At 63.6% G+C, this 18,724-nt stretch carries 16 protein-coding genes; 10 read left to right on the top strand and 6 right to left on the bottom strand.

Annotated elements, in window-relative coordinates; translation table 11 throughout:
• Positions 1–5: 5 nt before the first annotated feature.
• A complete protein-coding gene (locus AC3IYG_RS04045) occupies positions 6–1,487 on the bottom strand; it encodes a DUF3300 domain-containing protein (protein ID WP_489312448.1) in 1,482 nt (493 codons plus the stop codon).
• Between the two features lie 401 nt (positions 1,488–1,888).
• Here AC3IYG_RS04045 and AC3IYG_RS04040 point away from each other — a divergent pair, with 401 nt between their 5' ends.
• Positions 1,889–2,506 carry an eCIS core domain-containing protein gene (locus AC3IYG_RS04040; RefSeq protein WP_489312447.1) on the top strand — a complete coding sequence of 206 codons (618 nt, stop codon included), beginning with the start codon at positions 1,889–1,891 and terminating at the stop codon, positions 2,504–2,506.
• An 81-nt stretch (positions 2,507–2,587) separates the two neighbouring features.
• Here the strand turns inward: AC3IYG_RS04040 and AC3IYG_RS04035 are convergent, their stop codons facing one another.
• Both AC3IYG_RS04035 and AC3IYG_RS04030 read right to left on the bottom strand, forming a co-directional pair.
• Entirely contained in the window at positions 2,588–3,307 is a 720-nt protein-coding gene (locus AC3IYG_RS04035; RefSeq protein ID WP_489312445.1) for a hypothetical protein, read from the bottom strand.
• Between the two features lie 208 nt (positions 3,308–3,515).
• Positions 3,516–4,421, bottom strand: coding sequence for a LysR family transcriptional regulator (locus AC3IYG_RS04030; protein WP_489312443.1), 906 nt, complete (start codon positions 4,419–4,421; stop codon positions 3,516–3,518).
• A 125-nt stretch (positions 4,422–4,546) separates the two neighbouring features.
• Between AC3IYG_RS04030 and AC3IYG_RS04025 the strand changes: the two genes are divergently transcribed.
• The 3 genes from AC3IYG_RS04025 to AC3IYG_RS04015 all read left to right on the top strand — a co-directional run bounded on the left by AC3IYG_RS04025 (position 4,547) and on the right by AC3IYG_RS04015 (position 7,245).
• On the top strand, positions 4,547–5,245 hold the full coding sequence (locus AC3IYG_RS04025; RefSeq protein ID WP_489312442.1) for a CoA transferase subunit A: 699 nt from the start codon (positions 4,547–4,549) through the stop codon (positions 5,243–5,245).
• 78 nt (positions 5,246–5,323) lie between these two features.
• Entirely contained in the window at positions 5,324–5,980 is a 657-nt protein-coding gene (locus AC3IYG_RS04020; protein WP_489312441.1) for a CoA transferase subunit B, read from the top strand.
• A gap of 83 nt (positions 5,981–6,063) precedes the next feature.
• Positions 6,064–7,245, top strand: coding sequence for an acetyl-CoA C-acetyltransferase (locus AC3IYG_RS04015; protein WP_489312440.1), 1,182 nt, complete (start codon positions 6,064–6,066; stop codon positions 7,243–7,245).
• A gap of 288 nt (positions 7,246–7,533) precedes the next feature.
• On the opposite strand, the gene AC3IYG_RS04010 is transcribed toward AC3IYG_RS04015, so the two are convergent.
• From AC3IYG_RS04010 to cls, 3 genes are all read right to left on the bottom strand, one after another.
• Positions 7,534–8,124 (bottom strand): MliC family protein, encoded by a 591-nt coding sequence (locus AC3IYG_RS04010; RefSeq protein ID WP_489312439.1) that lies wholly within the window; start codon positions 8,122–8,124, stop codon positions 7,534–7,536.
• Positions 8,125–8,219: 95 nt separating this feature from the next.
• Positions 8,220–9,149, bottom strand: coding sequence for a hypothetical protein (locus tag AC3IYG_RS04005; protein ID WP_489312438.1), 930 nt, complete (start codon positions 9,147–9,149; stop codon positions 8,220–8,222).
• 67 nt (positions 9,150–9,216) lie between these two features.
• Entirely contained in the window at positions 9,217–10,611 is a 1,395-nt protein-coding gene (gene cls, locus AC3IYG_RS04000; RefSeq protein ID WP_489312436.1) for a cardiolipin synthase, read from the bottom strand.
• 230 nt (positions 10,612–10,841) lie between these two features.
• On the opposite strand from cls, the gene AC3IYG_RS03995 reads away from it, so the two are divergent.
• The 6 genes from AC3IYG_RS03995 (at position 10,842) to AC3IYG_RS03970 (ending at position 18,718) form a co-directional block, all read left to right on the top strand.
• Positions 10,842–11,198, top strand: a complete 357-nt coding sequence (locus AC3IYG_RS03995; RefSeq protein ID WP_489312435.1) for a hypothetical protein — start codon at positions 10,842–10,844, stop codon at positions 11,196–11,198.
• Between the two features lie 97 nt (positions 11,199–11,295).
• Positions 11,296–12,552, top strand: coding sequence for a TolC family protein (locus AC3IYG_RS03990; RefSeq protein ID WP_489312434.1), 1,257 nt, complete (start codon positions 11,296–11,298; stop codon positions 12,550–12,552).
• Complete coding sequence (locus AC3IYG_RS03985; protein WP_489312433.1) at positions 12,549–14,033, top strand: efflux RND transporter periplasmic adaptor subunit; 1,485 nt, start codon at positions 12,549–12,551, stop codon at positions 14,031–14,033. Before AC3IYG_RS03990 ends, AC3IYG_RS03985 begins: the two co-directional genes overlap by 4 nt.
• Positions 14,030–17,185, top strand: coding sequence for an efflux RND transporter permease subunit (locus tag AC3IYG_RS03980; protein WP_489312432.1), 3,156 nt, complete (start codon positions 14,030–14,032; stop codon positions 17,183–17,185). Before AC3IYG_RS03985 ends, AC3IYG_RS03980 begins: the two co-directional genes overlap by 4 nt.
• A gap of 115 nt (positions 17,186–17,300) precedes the next feature.
• Entirely contained in the window at positions 17,301–17,582 is a 282-nt protein-coding gene (locus tag AC3IYG_RS03975; RefSeq protein WP_489312431.1) for a metal-sensing transcriptional repressor, read from the top strand.
• 8 nt (positions 17,583–17,590) lie between these two features.
• Positions 17,591–18,718 carry a nickel/cobalt efflux protein RcnA gene (locus AC3IYG_RS03970; protein WP_489312430.1) on the top strand — a complete coding sequence of 376 codons (1,128 nt, stop codon included), beginning with the start codon at positions 17,591–17,593 and terminating at the stop codon, positions 18,716–18,718.
• Positions 18,719–18,724: the final 6 nt, after the last annotated feature.

The following is an 18,724-nucleotide window of genomic DNA, read 5'->3' as shown; positions in this document are numbered from 1 at the left end:
TCCTGTCAGCGCCGCCGGGCGCCGCCCCGGGCTGGAGGATTGGACGGACGTTGCACCGGCTGGCCGCTGCGCGCCGCATGCGGCCGACTGGCGGCGGCTTGGCTGGCTTGGCCGCGGCTGGCGTACGCGCGCGACTGCGAGGGGTTACGGGCACCGGCGAAGGCATTGTTGCGGGGCTCTTGCACCCGTGCATGCTGCTGGCGCGCCTGCTGGCGGACCTGCGGATTGTTTTGCGCGCGCGGGCTCTTCTGCGCTCCGCTCTGCGTCTGCGCGCGCTGGCGCACCTGCCCTCCCGCCTGTTCCTGCGTACGCCGGCTCAACTGCGGTTCGTTGCGCAGGTCGCGGCTCGCGGTCTGGGCCCGTTCGCGCGCCTGGCGATTGCTGGTGGCCGGCGACTCGATGCCACGCTGCTCCAGGCTCTGGCGTGCACGCTCGCGCTCGGCGGCGCGCGCCGAGTCGTAGCCGCGGTAAGCGTCGCGCTGTTCGTTGCCGGCCAGGCGCCGACCGTACTGTTCGCGGCTGGCACTGTCGCGGTAGGGCACGCCGTTGCGGTTGATTGCGTTGTGCTGCCAGTTGTTCTGGTTGGCGTTGATCTGGCGGTTGACGTTGATGTTGTTGTAGCGGTTGACGTCGATGTCGATATCACCGCGACCCCAATCGCAGTCGCCCCAAAGCGAGTCGACGATCGCCACGCCCACGCCGAAGGCCAGGCCGGCGGCGAGCGCGGTACCGACGTAGTAGCCCGGAGGCGGTGGGTAATACGCCGGCGGACTGGACGGGTAAGGCCACGTGCCATAGACCACGCTCGGGTTATAGCTGGGCACGTAGACGACCTGCGGATTGGCCGGTTCGATGATGATGGTCTGCGTGGGGGCGGCCTGTTCCACCACCGTGGTCGATTCGACCGGCGCAGCTGGCTGCACGGTAACGCGCTGCTGCTCGTTGGATTCGAGGTGGCCGGCGGCTTGTGCCTGACGGCGCAGGCGTTGCACCGAATCCATCACGGCGTCGGGCTGAGCGAGGAAGGCGTCGCCGACGCGCTGCACCCAGGCCGGGTCCTGGCCCAAGGTGGCCAGAACCGCCGGGAAGGCGACCAACGACTGCACGCTCGGATCCCAGGGTTCGTTTGCGACCTGGCGCACGGCGGTGTCGCCGCTGGCATCCGGGTGCGCCTTGGACCAGGCTACGGCATCGGCGACATTGCCCGGATAGGTCGCCGCCATCAGCACCTGGGCCAGTAGTGAGTCCGGATACAGGGCCAGCGGCGCCAGCATCTGGTCCAGTTCCTCCCGTCCGAAAACGGCCTCGGCCGGGGCCGTCGGTGCGGGCGTGGGTACAGTTGCGGGCGCGGCGGGGACGGCAGGCGCGGCAGGCGCAGCGGTGATGAGCGCCGGCGCCTTCGCCGCGCTGGGCTCGTCCTCGTCCGAGCAGCCGGACAAGGCCAGCAAGGCGAACAGGGTTGCGGTGAAGCGATAGCAAGCACGCATGACGCTTCTCCTACGAAAGAAAAAGCGGGTCGAAACGCCGAGCCCGTGGTGGCCGCCCCAGGTGGGGCGCGATCCTGAAGAATCATAGCCGAGCGCTAAGGGGGCATAGCGATTTATTCAGGCGAATTACCATGCCTCCTTTGGCGGCGTCAGCTGCAAGGACGTTGCCGGCGCTTGTGCCGGCACTGGAGGGTTGGTCGAGGGCACCGCCGTCGAGGTTGGCACTACGGATGGAGACGGACCCGAGGTTATCGCCTCGGGATTGAGTTGCCCCAGGCTTCCCCGCATTTCCTGTGTCCGGATATGGACTCCTCCCCCATTGCAACCCCTTTCGTTTTGGCGCCCATGCCGACTGCTCGCGTATATTCGGTCTCTGATCGCCATTACCTTTGGGACAACCAATGCCAGTTGTTTTTTCGCGTCAATTTTTCCGCTTAACGGTACTGCTGTTTTCCTTCGGTATGGCGCTCTCTGTGTCCGCCTGCCCAGCAGGGCAGTACGAAGTCTGCGTGGTCGCCTGTTTTTGTGCTCCAGGCTCCAAAGAGGAAATAGGGCCGATCTACGAAAACATGAGCAGCATGGCTGCCTCTGGATTACAGGAGTGGATAGTGCACTCGCGCAACACCGCGGCAGCTGGCGATATCCGGCCAATCCCGCTGAATATCCGAGCCCAGCTCGAACCCTACTATGACTTTCAAGTGCTCGACTCGGCTCGCTACAAAGTAGGCGATGATGTGGAGCTGAACGCCGCAAACACCATGTTGCAGAATCCCGATGTGAATGCCGTCACCCTTGTGGACATCATCGTTTTTCGGAATTCGGATGACGCACTTAACAATGTCGCGCTCTGGGCGCATGAGTTGAAACACGTGCAGCAGTACCTGCAATGGGGCGTTCGCGAGTTTGCCACGCGCTATACCCGTGACTACGACGCCGTCGAAGCGCCAGCCTACGAGATTCAAAGCCAGGTGGCTAAAGCGCTGAGAAACAGCGTTGCCCAGTCCGAGCCGTCTCGATAAGCCATGAGTTCGAGGGACCAAACGTAGTCGGCCAACCCGGCATGAGTGACTGGCTCATTCGCTCAACGCATCCTCAGAGCCTTAGTTCCAGGTACTCAACGGCACTTCGATCCAGACGGCCCGGGCCAAGGCAACGAGGCGGTTGTCCGGGGCGTAGATAGCGGTACCCGCAAGACGCTTCCGTCCCTCGCCCCCCAAGGGCCAACCGAGGACAACACAACGGTCACCGGGCTTAACGTGGCCGACGATGGATGCGACAAGTTCGCCGAGAACAATTGCGACGCCTTCGGGCAGGGGGAAAAGCGCGAAGGCTCCGGCGCAATCGAGCGCTGACCACAAGAATTCCGGCTTCAGGTTCCCCGACTCGTCGGCAAGCGACACGTCAGGCGTCCACGGCGCCGCAAGCGTGGAGGTGCCTTTCACCGCGCCAGGGAAGATGCATAGGCCCTCATGCGGCATGCGCTCTGGTCCGCATACGAAGCAACCGGGGAAGCTGTGGGTCTTGAACCCGAGGAACGACTGCGCGGCCTCTTCAGCCTCCTCATACGAAGGGGGTTGTGGGGCCTGCAAGTTCAGTTCGGAGCGCTTCGCCTCGGCGACGAGTGTTGTGCCGTGGAAGAGGCGAGCCTCCTCGTTCACGGACTCGAGGCGCAACTCGGTGTCGAGTGGCGGCGGCGCCTTAAGCCGAACCGCAACCGTGCCCTGCAGGTGCTTGGCAATGCGGCCACATGTGTAGCCGCCATTTCCCGACCTTGGAGGGCCACGAAAGCGCTCTGCGATCTCAAAACGTTCGATGTGCATGGGTACCTCCTTTCGAGGAGCGGCAAGACGCTCAACTATAAAGTGACACCCGCTAGCGCGATAACGTTTTTACACGTTTGCTGAATAACATTCCCAGCCCCCTGCTCAAACCGGTGCATTGCAGCGCTCGGAGGCTGTAGCCAGGGCCGCCATGGGCATGTCCCGGTAGCCGGGATGGTTCGTTTTCGCGGCCACTTGGCCCCGCTCACTAGCGGGTTGGTCCCGTCGTTGTGCGGCACGAAACCTCAATGACGATATCCCCCAGCGCCTGCGCCGCAGTCGACAGCTTGTGCTCGGCCAAACGCAGCAGGCCAACGCGACGCTCCACCTGCGGCGCGTTCAGGGCCACGCAACAGGCGCCCAGTTCCTGCATCTGCTGGATGCACAGACTCGGCACGGCGCTAACCCCCAAGCCCTGAGCGACCATCCGGCCGACCGTCACCAGCTGGTGACTCTCGAAGGCCACGGGGAGCTTGCCGTGCTGCGCGACGATGCTCTCTTCCAGCAGCAGACGGACCGCCGAAGGGCGCTGCAGGGTGATGAAATTCTCCCGCAACAGCTCCGCCCAGCTCACCTCGGCCCGTTCGGCCAGAGGGCAGTCCGCCGGCACCACGGCGACGAAACGGTCGGTATAGAAAGGCGTGAATTCCAGGCCGTCGAGGGAGTCCGGCTCGAAGGCGATGCCCAACTCGACGCGACGGTTGCGCAGCATCTCCAGCACCTGTTCGTTGATCACGTCATGCACCGCCACATTGACCTTCGGGTGACGGTGGCGGAAGGCCTTGAGTGCGACCGGCAGCAGGTTGCCGGCGAAGGAAGGCATGGCGGCGATGGCGACCTTGCCCAGTTGCAGGGTGAAGTGCTGGCGCAGCAGTTCCTCGGCGTTGTCCCAGTCCGCCAGCAGACGCCGGGCGATAGGCAGCAGGGTTTCGCCCTCCGGGGTCAGGCTGACACTGCGCGTGGTCCGCGCCAGCAATTGGCCGCCCAGGGACTCTTCCAGGTTCTTGATCGCCAGGCTCAGGGCGGGCTGAGACAGGTGCAGGCGCTCACAGGCCTGGGCAAAGCTCAGGCTCTGCGCCACGGCGAGGAAGGCACGCAACTGTTTGATGGTCATTTATTTGTTTTCGTAATTAATAGCTAAGGAAAACAAACTTAACAAATCAGTCTCCAGCAGTGAAGCTCTGACTCGCTTTCTGGCAGCACGGCTGCCGAACCAACAACTACAAGAGGCGCAGCAGCATGAGTGGACTCGACAAGCGTGTAGGCAGCTACGAAGAGGCTCTGGCCGGGTTGACCGACAACATGACCATCCTGGCCGGGGGCTTTGGCCTGTGCGGAATTCCGGAGAACCTGATCGCCGAGATCCGTCGTCGTGGCGTCAGCGGGCTGACCGTGGTCTCCAACAACTGCGGCATCGACGGCTTCGGTCTGGGCGTGCTGCTGGAGGATCGGCAGATCCGCAAGATGATCGCTTCCTACGTGGGCGAGAACGCCCTGTTCGAGCAGCAGTTGCTCAGCGGCGAGCTGGAAGTCGAACTGACCCCGCAAGGCACCCTGGCCGAAAAACTCCGTGCTGGCGGCGCCGGCATCCCGGCCTTCTTCACCGCCACCGGCTACGGTACGCCGGTCGCCGAAGGCAAGGAGGCGCGCGAATTCAACGGCCGCCACTACATCCTGGAGCCGGCGATCACCGGCGACTTCGCCATCGTCAAAGGCTGGAAGGCTGACCACTTCGGCAACGTGATCTACCGCCACACCGCGCAGAACTTCAACCCGGTGGTTGCCACCGCCGGCCGTATCACCGTGGTCGAGGTGGAGGAAATCGTCGAGCCGGGCGAACTGGACCCGAGCCAGATCCACACCCCGGGCATCTACGTCGATCGCATCATCCAGGGCCGTTTCGAGAAGCGCATCGAGAAGCGCACCCTGCGCGCCTGAGAGCCTGCCAGGATCGGCTGCGTATCGCGCGATCCTGATCAGGTTCTTCCACCACCGAATTGATGAGGAAGCACAGCAATGGCACTTACCCGTGAACAGATGGCTCAGCGTGTGGCGCGCGAGCTGAAGGATGGTTACTACGTCAACCTGGGCATCGGCATCCCGACCCTGGTGGCCAACTATGTGCCGGAAGGTATCGACGTGATGCTGCAGTCGGAGAACGGCTTGCTCGGCATGGGCGCCTTCCCCACCGCGGACGAGGTGGACGCCGACATGATCAACGCCGGCAAGCAGACCGTGACCGCGCGCGCCGGCGCCTCGATCTTCTCGTCGGCCGAGTCCTTCGCCATGATCCGTGGCGGCCACGTCGACCTGACCGTACTCGGCGCCTTCGAAGTGGACGCCAACGGCAACATCGCGTCCTGGATGATCCCCGGCAAGCTGATCAAGGGCATGGGCGGCGCGATGGACCTGGTGGCCGGCGCCGATAACATCATCGTCACCATGACCCACGCCTCCAAGGACGGCGAGTCCAAGCTGCTTAACCATTGCAGTCTGCCGCTCACCGGCTGCCGCTGCATCCGCAAGGTGCTCACCGACCTCGCCTACCTGGAGATCGAGAACGGCGCCTTCATCCTGCGCGAGCGCGCGCCGGGGGTGAGCATCGAGGAGATAGTCGCCAAGACCGCCGGCCGCCTGATCGTGCCGGACAACGTCATCGAAATGACCTTCTAAGTACCGCCAGGCACGGCCCGTTGCAGGGCTTGCCACATCAATGAATGAACGGGCCAGGGGCAGTCCCGACCGGGAGAAATCGCATGCAAGAAGTCGTTATCGTCGCCGCCACCCGTACCGCCGTCGGCAGTTTTCAAGGCTCGCTGGCGAGCATTCCCGCCGTCGACCTCGGCGCGGCAGTGATCCGTCGCCTGCTCGAACAGACCGGCCTGGATGGCGCCCAGGTCGACGAAGTGATCTTCGGCCAGGTGCTCACCGCCGGCGCCGGCCAGAACCCGGCGCGCCAGGCCGCGATCCTCGCCGGTCTGCCCCATGCGGTGCCGGCCCTGACCCTGAACAAGGTCTGCGGCTCCGGCCTCAAGGCCCTGCACCTGGGCGCCCAGGCGATCCGCTGCGGCGACGCCGAGGTGATCATCGCCGGCGGCCAGGAGAACATGAGCCTCAGCGCCTACGTCGTGCCCGGTGCGCGCAGCGGCCTGCGCATGGGCCACGCCAAGCTGATCGACACCATGATCAACGACGGCCTGTGGGACGCCTTCAACGACTACCACATGGGCATCACCGCGGAAAACCTGGTGGACCAGTACGCCATCACGCGCGCCGAGCAGGACGCCTTCGCCGCCGCCTCGCAGCAGAAAGCCGTGGCCGCCATCGAGGCCGGGCGTTTCACCGATGAAATCACCCCGATCCTGATCCCGTCGCGCAAAGGCGAGCCACTCAGCTTCGCCACCGACGAGCAGCCAAAGGCCGGGACCACGGTCGAAGCGCTGGGCAAGCTCAAGCCGGCGTTCAAGAAGGACGGCAGCGTCACCGCCGGCAACGCCTCCAGCCTCAACGACGGCGCCGCCGCCGTGCTGCTGATGAGCGCCGAGAAAGCCAAAGCCTTGGGCCTGCCGGTACTGGCGCGCATCGCCGCTTACGCCAACGCCGGCGTCGACCCGGCGATCATGGGCATCGCCCCGGTCTCGGCGACCAAGCGCTGCCTGGAAAAAGCCGGCTGGACGCTCGAACAACTCGACCTGATCGAAGCCAACGAAGCCTTCGCCGCCCAGGCGCTGGCGGTCGGCAAGGAGCTCGGCTGGGACGCCAGCACGGTCAACGTCAACGGCGGCGCCATCGCCCTCGGCCACCCCATCGGCGCCTCCGGCTGCCGCGTGCTGGTCACCCTGCTGCACGAAATGCTCAAGCGCGACGCCAAGAAAGGCCTGGCCACCCTGTGCATCGGCGGCGGTCAGGGCGTAGCCCTGGCACTCGAACGCGACTGATCGAACGGCTCCGTAAAGCGCTGTTCAACCCTAACCCGGCGCTATCGACGCTCATGGCTAGAGCATTTTGCCGCCCTCCAAGGGCGGCAAAGTCTCAGGCTTGTGACCTTTGACGAAGTAGCGTTCTCAAGCGGCCAACGGCGGGTCCAGGTTGGCCCGCACAGCGCTACAACCCGGCACGGCCTCAGCCCTGCCGGAGCGCATCTCTGCGGCATCGGCGACGAAGCAGCGCGAAACCTGCAGCAATCCACCCGCTTCATACGAAGATGCGCAGGCTGCATCGGTAGATCATTGGCTGGCCTTGCATTTGAGTTGAGTGCCATACCAGTCGACGACGGCTTCGCCATGATGCTCCCAGAACGTCATCCCATCGGTGGCGTACTGGCTGCCGCTGCCGACCCGCTGAGCGATGCCGATGCTCTGGTCATTGCCATAGGTGATCACTACCGCACGAGGCTCTAGGCCGTTGTAGAAAGCGGCGCTGAAGGGCTTGCTGTTATCTCCGCAAACAAACTCGACCGGCGTGGGCGCCATGACCGATCCGGACTGGATCTGCAGTTCGACCAGGCGGATCTGGTAACTCCAGGTGATGCACTGGGGCACATCGGCGGACTTCCAGCACTCGTCCCGCCCCTTGATCCAGCCACGTTGATCGGCCTTGAGCGACTTCTGCCCTTGCGCATCGACCTGGCCAAGGGCTTTCTTGTAGAGCGCCGCTACTTGCCGATCGAGTGCGCTTAGCTCGACACTCTTGCAGACCTGTTGCTCAGCCTGACCTTGCGCCTTGGCACAAGCGAATGACGGGCCGCTTTCAGCCTGTACGGCAGCGCCCACCATCATGAATACGAGCAGCGCGACTTTACGGTTCCCTGACTTCACGGTGAGCCTCAAAGATAAAGAGCCGAATTACAACTGACCTCAAATCAAGCCTGAGTCCGGCCATAACCACAGCGATTTTCGAGTGTCTGTAAGGCTTACTTCGGCCTGGCGGCCGAACCCTGCGCCTGCTGGCGCTGAACTTCCTTACGCTTCATATCGAGGTACTCGACGCGTTCCAATTCGTGCAACTGGATTGGGTAGCGTTCGACACCGGCGTACCAGTCGTTCAGGCGCTTTTCGAGTTGCTCGGCCGGTGGCGTCAAGAGTGCCCCCAGGTAAGCGTCGATCGCCAGAAAGTAACGCATCGCGTTGCGCTCGATTACGCCGCGCATGCCATCAATGTAGACCGGCGCCCCGCTGGCCTGGCGGCCGACGATACTGAAACCGACTTTGTTGTGCCCGATCGTCGCCAGATACCCCTCCATGGCTACGCGTGCCGCCAAGCCATAGGTATAGGAGTAAGACAGGTGAAGGAAGCTGCGGTGCTCATCGAGAGCCACTACCTCCAGCACGATGCGATAGTCACTCGTGCCGAGCGGGCCTTCTTCGGCGCTCAGTTGGACCTGCAGGTAATCCGGCGCGGTTGCCGCCACGGTGTAGCGAAACTCGACCTGGTAAGCATCGGCCAGCGGCTGATCGAACTTGCGCCCGATGCTCAGGTTCAGCCAGTCTTCGGCTTCCAGAGTGGAAGCGCTGCAGCCCTTTACATTCAGGTGCAGGATAAGGATTTCGCACCAGTGATCCATGCCCTGCAGAGCTGGGCTGAGCACGGCGTAGGGTTGTTCGATCAAGGCGAAAACATCCCCTTCCAGCTCGCTCGATGTCTGGTTCGATTCGAGGTAGAGCGGTCGTTGGAACGGGCTGTCGCTCAACCGCTCCTGCAAGGCCGCATAGCGAGCCTTCAGCTCCACTGCGCTCTGCGCCTGAGCCAGAGTCGTGGCAACCAGTGTGCCGAGCAGGGCCCACAGCAGCAGCCTGGAGCATCGCGCAAAACACAGCGCGCCAAACTTCTCTGACCTGTCCACGCGGGCGATCACTCGCTTGCGCCCCAAAGCTTACTGTCCGCAGTACCGGCGTACCTCGCCGCGCGCATCAAAGCCAGTATTCCCAGATGTGTGCAACCATCTCCTTGACTCTCACATCGAGCGAGCGGCGCTGCCACTTTTCCAGGGTGATCGCATTCGACTTTTGCAGGTCGGCGCGGAACGCCGCCCGCATCTTCTCGCCGAATTCGGTGCCGAGCACCACCGCATTGACCTCCTGATTGTGCAAAAAGCTGCGCCAGTCGAGGTTGGTCGAACCGACCGTGGACCACACGCCATCGATCACCGCAGTCTTCACATGCAGCAACGCATCGCCACGCTCATAAAGCTTGACGCCGGCCTTCAACAGCTCGGTGTAGTAGGTGCGCCCGGCATGAAATACCAACCACGAATCGGTTTGGCTGGGCAGAATCAGCTTCACGTCAACGCCCCGCCCCGCAGCGTCCTTGAGCACCTCCAAAAACTGCGGATCGGGCACGAAGTAGGCATTGGTCAGCCATATCTCGGTTTGGGCGCTGCGCAGCGCCGAGATCAACGTGGCATAAATCAGGCTGTAGGGCTCGTCCGGCGAACTGCCTATCGCGCGCACGACCTCGCGGCCTTTGCGCTCTGCCATTGGATAGTAGTGGCGCGCCGCAAGCGGTTCACCTTTCTGCTTTTCCCAGGTTTCGATAAATAACTTTTGCAGTTCACCGACAACCGGCCCTTCGAGTCTCAAATCGGTGTCGCGCCAGGGCAATTCACCATCGGGTCGGGGCTTCGAGGGGCGCCTTAATGACCCGCCCGAATAGACGCTGCTGATATTGATACCGCCAAGGATGGCAATACGCCCGTCGACGATCAGTAGCTTGCGGTGGTCCCGCTGGTTTACATCCCAGCCGGTCTTGGCGGTCAGCGGGTTGACCGGGTTGAATTCCAGCACATTGATACCCGCCTCAGTGAGGCGGGTGAAAAATTCGGTCGGCGTGCCGAGGGTGCCGACGCTGTCGCGGACCAGGTTGACCTGCACGCCCTGCTGCTGCTTGGCGATCAGCGCTGCGGCGAAGCGCTGGCCAACTTCGTCGTCATCGAGGATGTAGGTCTCCATGTTGATGTGGTCGCGCGCGGCATCGATAGCGGCGATCATCGACTGATAAGTGCGTGGACCGTCCTGCAGCAACTCGACCTTGTTACCGTCCGTCAGAGGACTGCCGACGATGGCCTCTTCAACGGCCAGATGCAGGTCGAAAATGTTGGTTTCCGCGCCGCTGGCCTTGAGCCGGTCGAGGATGGCCTTGCTGCGCTCGGCCGACAGCGGCCCACGCGTTCCATCGAGCGTCACGGGTGGCGCGCTGCTGTGCGCCATATCGGGCACGATGGTCGGTAATGAGCTGCAGGCCCCGAACAAGGCCAGGATCAGCGCCGCCGAGACAAACACCAGAGGCCGCAAGAACTGCACGTTCATTCGGAAACCTAGCGGAGTTGGAGGGGTATCGAGTCACAGCTGACGGGTAGCGGGCGCCCGGCACGCGATAAGGGCCGTTCTGAGTGGGCATGCGCAAAAGTATAGTCACCCGGCAGTGGTGCAATGATTCAGGACGCCTCGACAGGGCACCTGGTTGCACCCGCAAGCGCTTCCAAATCTTCCAACTCATTGCATTGTTGGGCGCTGCATCACCGGCTAGACTGGCACGCATGAAACGCTACTTGCGGTTTTGCCTCATCGCCCTGATTAGCCTGGCGCTTCCCCTGAGTGGGATGGCGGGCCTCGCAGCCGCGACAGAACCTTGCCCGATGAAAGTGGCGGGCACGGCGATGATGGCGCCTGGAACCAGTGGGGATGCGGGCCTGGACTGTTGCCAGGAGATGGGCAGCCAGTCCGATCACGGCAAACCCTGCAAGCCCGGTCAGGAATGCCAGACCGCTAGCATGCTGCAAGTATCGAGCGTGAAATCTCCCGTCACGTTGTCCAGCCCCATTGTGGCTTCCTTCTCCAGCGACTTCCTGCCTGCCCAGGCCCCTTCCGGGGTGTGGCGACCTCCCCGCGCTTGATTCCTGTACCTCGCTGAGCTCCACCCCGCCACCCGCGGGATGGCTGGCCTGCGCGCTCGCTTGAGCGGCGCGCCGGATCACCACAGGAATCATCAACATGCACTCCAAACGCTATTGCACAGGTTGGCCCGTCGCGGCTGCCCTGATGGCAACCGTGCTGGCATTGCCGAGCCTGGCCGCCCCGCTGACACTCGACGAAGCCTTGCGCTTGAGCGAAGACAATGCCCCTTCGCTGACCGCCCAGGCGGCCAAGCTGCAAGCCGCCAACAGTGCCGCCATCCCGGCCGGCGAATTACCCGATCCGAAGTTACTGCTGGGCGTGCAGAACTATCCCATTGGCGGTCCCGAGCGCTGGAGCATCGATCAGGACTTCATGACCATGCAGATGGTCGGGGTCATGCAGGAGGTGCCCAGCCGCGACAAGCGCCGGGCGCGTGTCGCGGTGGCTGAGGCAGCCGTTGAGCGCGCCACGGCCGAAAGCCGGGTCGAGCGCCTGAATGTCCGTCAGGCCACCGCGCTGGCCTGGATCAGCGGCTACTCGGTGGAGCGCAAGCAGGCACTGTTCCAGGATTTCTTGCGCGAGAATCGCCTGCTGGCGGATGTCGTCCGGGCGCAGATCGCCGGCGGCCGTGCGCAGGCCGCCGATGCCGTGACGCCGAAACAGGAGGCGGCCCTGCTGGATGAGCAGCAGGACGAACTGATCCGTTTGCGTGTGCAGGCCCGCGCCGCACTCCGGCGCTGGATCGGCCCGGCCGCCGATGAGCCGCTGGCTGGCGACTTGCCGGAGTGGCCCATCGATGCCGCGGGGTATGCCCACAAACTGCAGCATCACCCGGCGCTGACGGCCTTCGCGCCGATGACCCGCGAGGCGCAGGCCAAGGTGCGCGAGGCCGTGGCGGAAAAGACCTCCGACTGGAGCTGGGAACTCGATTACCAGCGCCGTGGCCGCGAGTTCGGCGACATGATGAGCGTGCAATTCAGCGTCGACCTGCCGCTATTCCCCGGCTCCCGGCAGAACCCCAAGATCGCCGCCAAGCATGCCGAGCTGAACCAACTGGAGGCCGAACGCGAAGCCCTCACCCGCGAGCATGCCCAGCAGCTGGAAGATGATCTTGCCGAATACCAGCGCCTGAACCGCGCGGTGCGCCGCAGCCAGGACAGCCTAGTGCCCCTGGCCGAGGAAAAGCTGGGGTTGAGCATGGCCAGCTACCGCGCCGGCAAAGGCGACCTGGCGCCTGTCATCGCCGCCCGCCGCGAACTGATCGAAGCACGACTCAAACATATCGACTTTGAAGAACAGCGGGCATTGACCAGTTCCCGCCTGTATTTCACTTACGGGGAGATCAGCCAATGACGGCCCATATCTGGAAAGGGGCATTGCTGGCTGGCTTGACGGCCACCCTCGGCGTTGCCGGCGGCTACTGGCTCGCTCAGCAGCGCATGGACGAAATGCCCGGCAAGACCGCCACGGCCGATGTTAGCGCGCAAGAAGAGCGGCAAGCGCTGTATTGGTACGACCCGATGTACCCGCAGCAAAAATTCGACCAGCCGGGTAAATCGCCCTTCATGGACATGCAACTGGTGCCGCAATACGCCGATGCAGCGGCGGACAACGCCGTTGTAAGCATCGACCCCAGCGTGACCCAGAATCTTGGCCTGCGCCTGGCCACAGTCACCCGCGAGGCCCGCGCCAGCAGCCTGGAGGCGGTCGGCGTGCTGGCGTTCAACGAACGGGATATCGCTGTGGTGCAGGCGCGTGCCGCGGGCTTTGTCGAGCGGGTCTATGCCCGCGCACCAGGCGATGTGCTCAAAGCCAATGCCGCGCTGGCCGACCTGTTGGTCCCGGAATGGGCCGCCGCCCAAGAGGAGTTCCTCGCGCTCAAGCGCAATGGTGACCCCGGCTTGCTGGCGGCGGCACGCCAACGCCTGCGCCTCACGGGCATGCCGGCAGCGTTGATTGCCCAGGTGGAACGCAGCGGCAGGAGCCAGCCGATCCTGACCCTCACCAGCCCGATTGGCGGTGTGTTGCAGGCGCTGGATGTGCGTGCCGGGATGAGCGTGGCAGCCGGCGACACCCTGGCCAGAGTCAACGGTTTGAGTAGCGTCTGGCTCGCAGTGGCCGTTCCAGAGGCCGAGGCTGGCACGATTGCCGTTGGTCAGGTGGTTGAGGCGCGCCTTCCTGCCTTCCCCGGGGAAGTGCTCGGCGGCAGGGTCGGCGCCATTCTGCCCGAGACGAATCCGGAGAGCCGCACGGTTCGCGTGCGCGTCGAACTGCCCAACCCTGACGGCCGCCTCAGGCCGGGATTGACGGCCCAGGTACGCCTGAGCCGTGCGGCTGAGCAAAGCCTGTTGTGGGTGCCGAGCGAGGCGGTCATCCGCACCGGCCGCCGGGCCCTGGTGATGCTCGCCGAAGCCCCTGGGCGCTACCGACCTGTCGAGGTGCAGCTTGGACGGGAAAGCGAAGGCCAAACGGTGGTACTGAACGGTCTTGAGGAAGGCCAGCAGGTGGTCGCCTCCGGGCAATTTCTGCTCGACTCCGAGGCCAGCCTCAAGGGCATAGTCGCGAGTACGGCGCCAATGCCTGAGCCGGCCAATGCCGCCCTTGCCTTGCATGAGGCCGAGGGGCAGATCGTCGAGATCGACGACAAGGGCGTGACCCTCGCCCATGGACCGTTCAAGACGCTGGGCATGCCCGCCATGAGCATGACCTTCCCACTGGCCGACCCCGCCCTGATGCAAGGGCTCAAGGTGGGCGACAAGGTTCGTGTGGCAGTGCGCCAAACCGACGCTGGGCTGCTGGTTGAGCGCCTGGAAAAGCTCGGGGGCCAGCCATGATCGCCGCCCTTATTCGCTGGTCGGTGGCCAACCGCTTTCTGGTGGTGCTGGCCACGCTGTTCGCAACGGCCTGGGGTATTTGGTCGGTGCAGAGCACGCCCATCGATGCGTTGCCGGACCTCTCCGATGTGCAGGTGATCATCCGTACCCCCTACCCCGGCCAGGCACCGCAGATCGTCGAGAACCAGGTCACCTATCCGCTGGCGACCACCATGCTCTCGGTGCCTGGGGCAAAGACCGTGCGCGGCTACTCCTTTTTTGGCGACAGCTTTGTCTATGTCATCTTCGAAGATGGCACTGACCTGTACTGGGCCCGCTCAAGGGTATTGGAGTACCTGAGCCAGATCCAAAGTCGTCTGCCATCTACCGCCAAGCCTGCCCTGGGACCAGACGCAACAGGTGTGGGCTGGATCTACCAATACGCCCTGGTGGATCGCAGCGGCGGACACGACTTGGCGCAGTTGCGTGCGCTGCAGGATTGGTTCCTCAAGTTCGAGTTGAAGACCCTGGCGAACGTCGCGGAAGTGGCAACTATCGGTGGCATGGTCAAGCAGTACCAGGTGGTGCTCGACCCGCTCAGGCTGGCCAGCCTGGGGATCACCCAGGCCGAAGTGATAGGCGCGATCGGCAAGGCCAACCAGGAAACCGGAGGCGCCGTGCTGGAGATGGCGGAGGCCGAGTTCATGGTCCGCGCTTCCGGCTACCTGAAGACACTGAACGACTTCCGCGCGATTCCGCTCAGGCTCGGTGTCGGCGGCGTGCCGGTGACCCTCGGCGACGTGGCGACCATCCAGCTGGGACCGGAGATGCGCCGCGGCATCAGCGAACTCGACGGCGAAGGCGAGACGGTCGGCGGCGTGGTGATCCTGCGCAGCGGCAAGAACGCCCGCGAGACCATTGCCGCGGTCAAAGCCAAGCTCGACGAGCTGAAGAACAGCCTGCCGGCCGGGGTTGAAATCGTCACCACCTACGACCGCAGCAAACTGATCGACCGCGCCGTGGAGAACCTCAGCCACAAGCTGCTTGAGGAGTTCATCGTCGTCGCCCTGGTCTGCGCGGTATTCCTCTGGCACTTGCGCTCCTCGCTGGTTGCCATTATCTCGCTGCCAATTGGCATACTCATCGCGTTCATTGTCATGCGTTACCAAGGGCTCAACGCCAACATCATGTCCCTCGGCGGTATCGCCATCGCCATCGGCGCCATGGTCGACGCCGCCGTGGTGATGATCGAGAACGCCCACAAAAAGCTTGAGGCCTGGCACGCGGCCCATCCTGGGGAGGCGTTGCAGGGCGAGCATCACTGGCAGGTGATGACCGACGCGGCAGTCGAGGTCGGCCCGGCGTTGTTCTTCTGCCTGTTGATCATCACCCTGTCGTTCATTCCGGTGTTCACCCTGGAGGCGCAGGAGGGCCGGCTGTTCGGCCCGCTGGCCTTCACCAAGACCTACGCCATGGCGGCGGCGGCCGGGCTATCGGTGACCCTGGTACCGGTACTGATGGGCTACTGGATTCGCGGACGGATTCCCAGCGAGCAACAGAACCCGCTGAACCGTTGGTTGATCCGGGTCTATCAACCGGCCCTGGATGCGGTGCTGCGCCGGCCCAAAGTCACCCTGCTGGCCGCCCTGCTGGTGTTTCTCAGTGCGCTGTGGCCAATCTCGCGGCTGGGCGGTGAATTCCTGCCGCCGCTGGACGAAGGCGACCTGCTCTACATGCCATCGGCCTTGCCTGGGCTGTCGGCGCAGAAGGCATCTCAGCTGCTGCAGCAGACCGATCGGCTGATCAAGACGCTGCCCGAGGTCGAGCATGTATTCGGCAAAGCCGGGCGCGCCGAAACCGCCACCGACCCGGCGCCGCTGGAGATGTTCGAAACCACCATTCAGTTCAAACCGCGCGAACAGTGGCGACCAGGGATGACCCAGGAGCAGCTGGTGGCGGAGCTGGATCGGGTGGTGCGTGTGCCGGGGCTGACCAATATCTGGATACAGCCGATCCGCAACCGCATCGATATGCTCGCCACCGGGATCAAGAGCCCGGTCGGGGTAAAAGTCGCTGGCACCCACCTGGCGGAGATCGACCAGGTCACCCAGGCGGTCGAACGTGCGGCCAAGAGCGTTCCAGGCGTGAGCTCGGCCCTGGCCGAGCGCCTGGCCGGCGGGCGTTATATCGATGTGGATATCGACCGCCAAGCAGCTGCGCGTTATGGGCTGAATATCGCCGATGTGCAGTCGATCGTGGCCAGCGCCATCGGTGGCGAAAACGTCGGGGAGACCATCGAGGGGCTAGCCCGCTTCCCGATCAACGTGCGCTATCCCCGTGAATGGCGCGACTCGCTCGGCGCGCTGGAACAGCTACCGATTTACACCGCGCAGGGTGGCCAGATCACCCTGAGCAGTGTCGCGAAGATCAAGGTCAGTGATGGACCGCCCATGCTCAAGAGCGAGAACGCGCGGCCTTCCGGCTGGGTGTACATCGACGTGCGCGACCGGGATATCGCCTCGGTGGTCGCTGACCTGCGCCGGGTCGTGGGCGAGCAGGTCAAGCTGCAACCGGGGATGAGCCTGAGTTACTCAGGGCAGTTCGAGTTCCTCGAGCGGGCCAATGCACGGCTCAAACTGGTGGTGCCGGCCACCCTGCTGATCATCTTCGTGCTGCTCTACCTGACCTTCGCCCGCTTCGATGAAGCGCTGTTGATCATGGCCACCCTGCCCTTCGCCCTGACCGGCGGGGTGTGGTTTCTCTATCTGCTCGGCTTCAACCTGTCGGTGGCCACCGGCGTCGGCTTTATCGCCCTGGCCGGGGTGGCTGCCGAGTTCGGCGTGATCATGCTGCTCTACCTGAAGAACGCCTGGACCGAATGTGAAGATGCCGGTGACCGCACCGAGCGTGGGCTGGTCGCGGCGATCCGCGAAGGCGCCGTACAGCGCGTGCGTCCCAAGGCCATGACGGTGGCGGTGATCATCGCTGGCTTGCTGCCGATCTTCTGGGGCAGCGGCACCGGCAGCGAAGTGATGAGCCGAATCGCCGCGCCCATGGTCGGCGGCATGCTCACCGCGCCCTTGCTGTCCTTGTTCGTCATTCCGGCGGCCTACCGCTTGATGCGCCGTCGGCATCTGCCGACGGCGCGCGCTACTGCAGGTAGTCAAGGGTGACACTCCACCTCTACGCCACTCTGGGGAGCAAGAAGAACCCAGGTCGCTGCATTTGACCTATCCCCCCCAGGGGGATAGGGTGTGGCCTTGACTCATCGAGGCATGGGCTCAAACCATGAGCGAACACAACCATCCGCACCAAAGCCATGACGACATCATCAAGCGGCTCAAGCGGGCTGAAGGTCATCTGCGCAGCATCATCACCATGATCGAGGACGGCCGCGCCTGCGTAGACATCGCCCAGCAGATGCACGCGGTGGAAAAAGCCGTCTGCCAGGCCAAGCGCACCCTGATCCAGGATCACATCGATCACTGCCTGGAACACACGGTCGGCGCGCTCACTAGTGGCGAGCGCGCGCCGCTGGAAGAATTCAAGCAAATCACCAAGTACCTATAGGCCTGCCCGTGTCGAATTTTGCCGAAGTCTTGCAACAAGGCGCCTCGCAGGCGTGGTTGTATTTTCCCAGCGCCATCTTGTTAGGCGCGCTGCACGGCCTGGAGCCTGGGCACTCGAAAACCATGATGGCCGCCTTCATTGTGGCTATTCGCGGCACAGTCAAACAGGCCATATTGCTGGGCCTGGCAGCGACCATTTCGCACACTGCGGTAGTCTGGCTGGTGGCGCTGGGTGGCATGTACCTGGGCCAGGGCCTGGATGCGGAAACCACCGAGCCTTATTTTCAGCTCGCCTCCTCTGCACTGATCATTGCCATCGCGCTTTGGATGCTCTGGCGCACCTGGCGTGGCGAACAGATGTGGCGCTTCGAGGAAGGCGCTGAGCATGATCACCCGCACGGCCATCATGATGAAACGCACCGTATCGACACTGGCCACGGCCGCATCGAACTGTCCATTTTCGAAGAGGGTGTACCGCCTCGGTGGCGACTGAAGGCACTCAGCGGGCATGCCTGGCCAACCGAGGAAATGAGCCTGCAGACCACTCGTCCAAGCGGACAAATCCAGCAGTTCCGCTTCGCGGATCGCGGTGGCTATCTCGAGTCGGTCGATGAGATCCCGGAGCCCCATGAGTTCACTGCGCGACTGAGCCTTGGTCACGCGAGTCATTCGCACGACTATGACCTGGATTTTCACGAGCACGACCATGACCACCCAGATGCCGAGCTGAAAGGTTTGGAGCTGTCGCTGGAGGGTTATCAGGATGCCCACGCGCGTGCTCATGCCAACGACATTCGCCAGCGCTTTACCAACCGTGAGGTCACCACCGGGCAGATCATCATGTTCGGCCTGACTGGAGGGCTGATTCCCTGCCCCGCAGCCATCACCGTTCTGTTGCTGTGCCTGCAGGTGAAGGAGGTCGCGCTGGGTGGGATTCTGGTGCTGTGCTTCAGTATCGGGCTGGCAATCACTTTGGTCACCGTCGGCGCCGCCGCGGCATTGGGCGCCCGACAGGCGTCGAATCGCTGGCCGTGGTTCGGCGCAGTCGCACGGCGTGCACCTTACTTGTCCAGCTTGTTGATCATCGGCGTCGGTCTCTACGTCGGTTTTCATGGCTGGATCGGTTTGAGCGCTTAAGTCACC

This window comes from Pseudomonas sp. KH_027, assembly GCF_057838565.1.
This window is presented reverse-complemented; position numbering and strand designations above follow the sequence as displayed.

Bases quoted from the DNA above. Each gene is read 5' to 3' on its own strand.
- AC3IYG_RS04045 (WP_489312448.1), bottom strand. From the start codon at position 1,487: ATGCGTGCTTGCTATCGCTTCACCGCAACCCTGTTCGCCTTGCTGGCC.
- AC3IYG_RS04040 (WP_489312447.1), top strand. From the start codon at position 1,889: ATGCCAGTTGTTTTTTCGCGTCAATTTTTCCGCTTAACGGTACTGCTG.
- AC3IYG_RS04035 (WP_489312445.1), bottom strand. From the start codon at position 3,307: ATGCACATCGAACGTTTTGAGATCGCAGAGCGCTTTCGTGGCCCTCCA.
- AC3IYG_RS04030 (WP_489312443.1), bottom strand. From the start codon at position 4,421: ATGACCATCAAACAGTTGCGTGCCTTCCTCGCCGTGGCGCAGAGCCTG.
- AC3IYG_RS04025 (WP_489312442.1), top strand. From the start codon at position 4,547: ATGAGTGGACTCGACAAGCGTGTAGGCAGCTACGAAGAGGCTCTGGCC.
- AC3IYG_RS04020 (WP_489312441.1), top strand. From the start codon at position 5,324: ATGGCACTTACCCGTGAACAGATGGCTCAGCGTGTGGCGCGCGAGCTG.
- AC3IYG_RS04015 (WP_489312440.1), top strand. From the start codon at position 6,064: ATGCAAGAAGTCGTTATCGTCGCCGCCACCCGTACCGCCGTCGGCAGT.
- cls (WP_489312436.1), bottom strand. From the start codon at position 10,611: ATGAACGTGCAGTTCTTGCGGCCTCTGGTGTTTGTCTCGGCGGCGCTG.
- AC3IYG_RS03995 (WP_489312435.1), top strand. From the start codon at position 10,842: ATGAAACGCTACTTGCGGTTTTGCCTCATCGCCCTGATTAGCCTGGCG.
- AC3IYG_RS03990 (WP_489312434.1), top strand. From the start codon at position 11,296: ATGCACTCCAAACGCTATTGCACAGGTTGGCCCGTCGCGGCTGCCCTG.
- AC3IYG_RS03985 (WP_489312433.1), top strand. From the start codon at position 12,549: ATGACGGCCCATATCTGGAAAGGGGCATTGCTGGCTGGCTTGACGGCC.
- AC3IYG_RS03980 (WP_489312432.1), top strand. From the start codon at position 14,030: ATGATCGCCGCCCTTATTCGCTGGTCGGTGGCCAACCGCTTTCTGGTG.
- AC3IYG_RS03975 (WP_489312431.1), top strand. From the start codon at position 17,301: ATGAGCGAACACAACCATCCGCACCAAAGCCATGACGACATCATCAAG.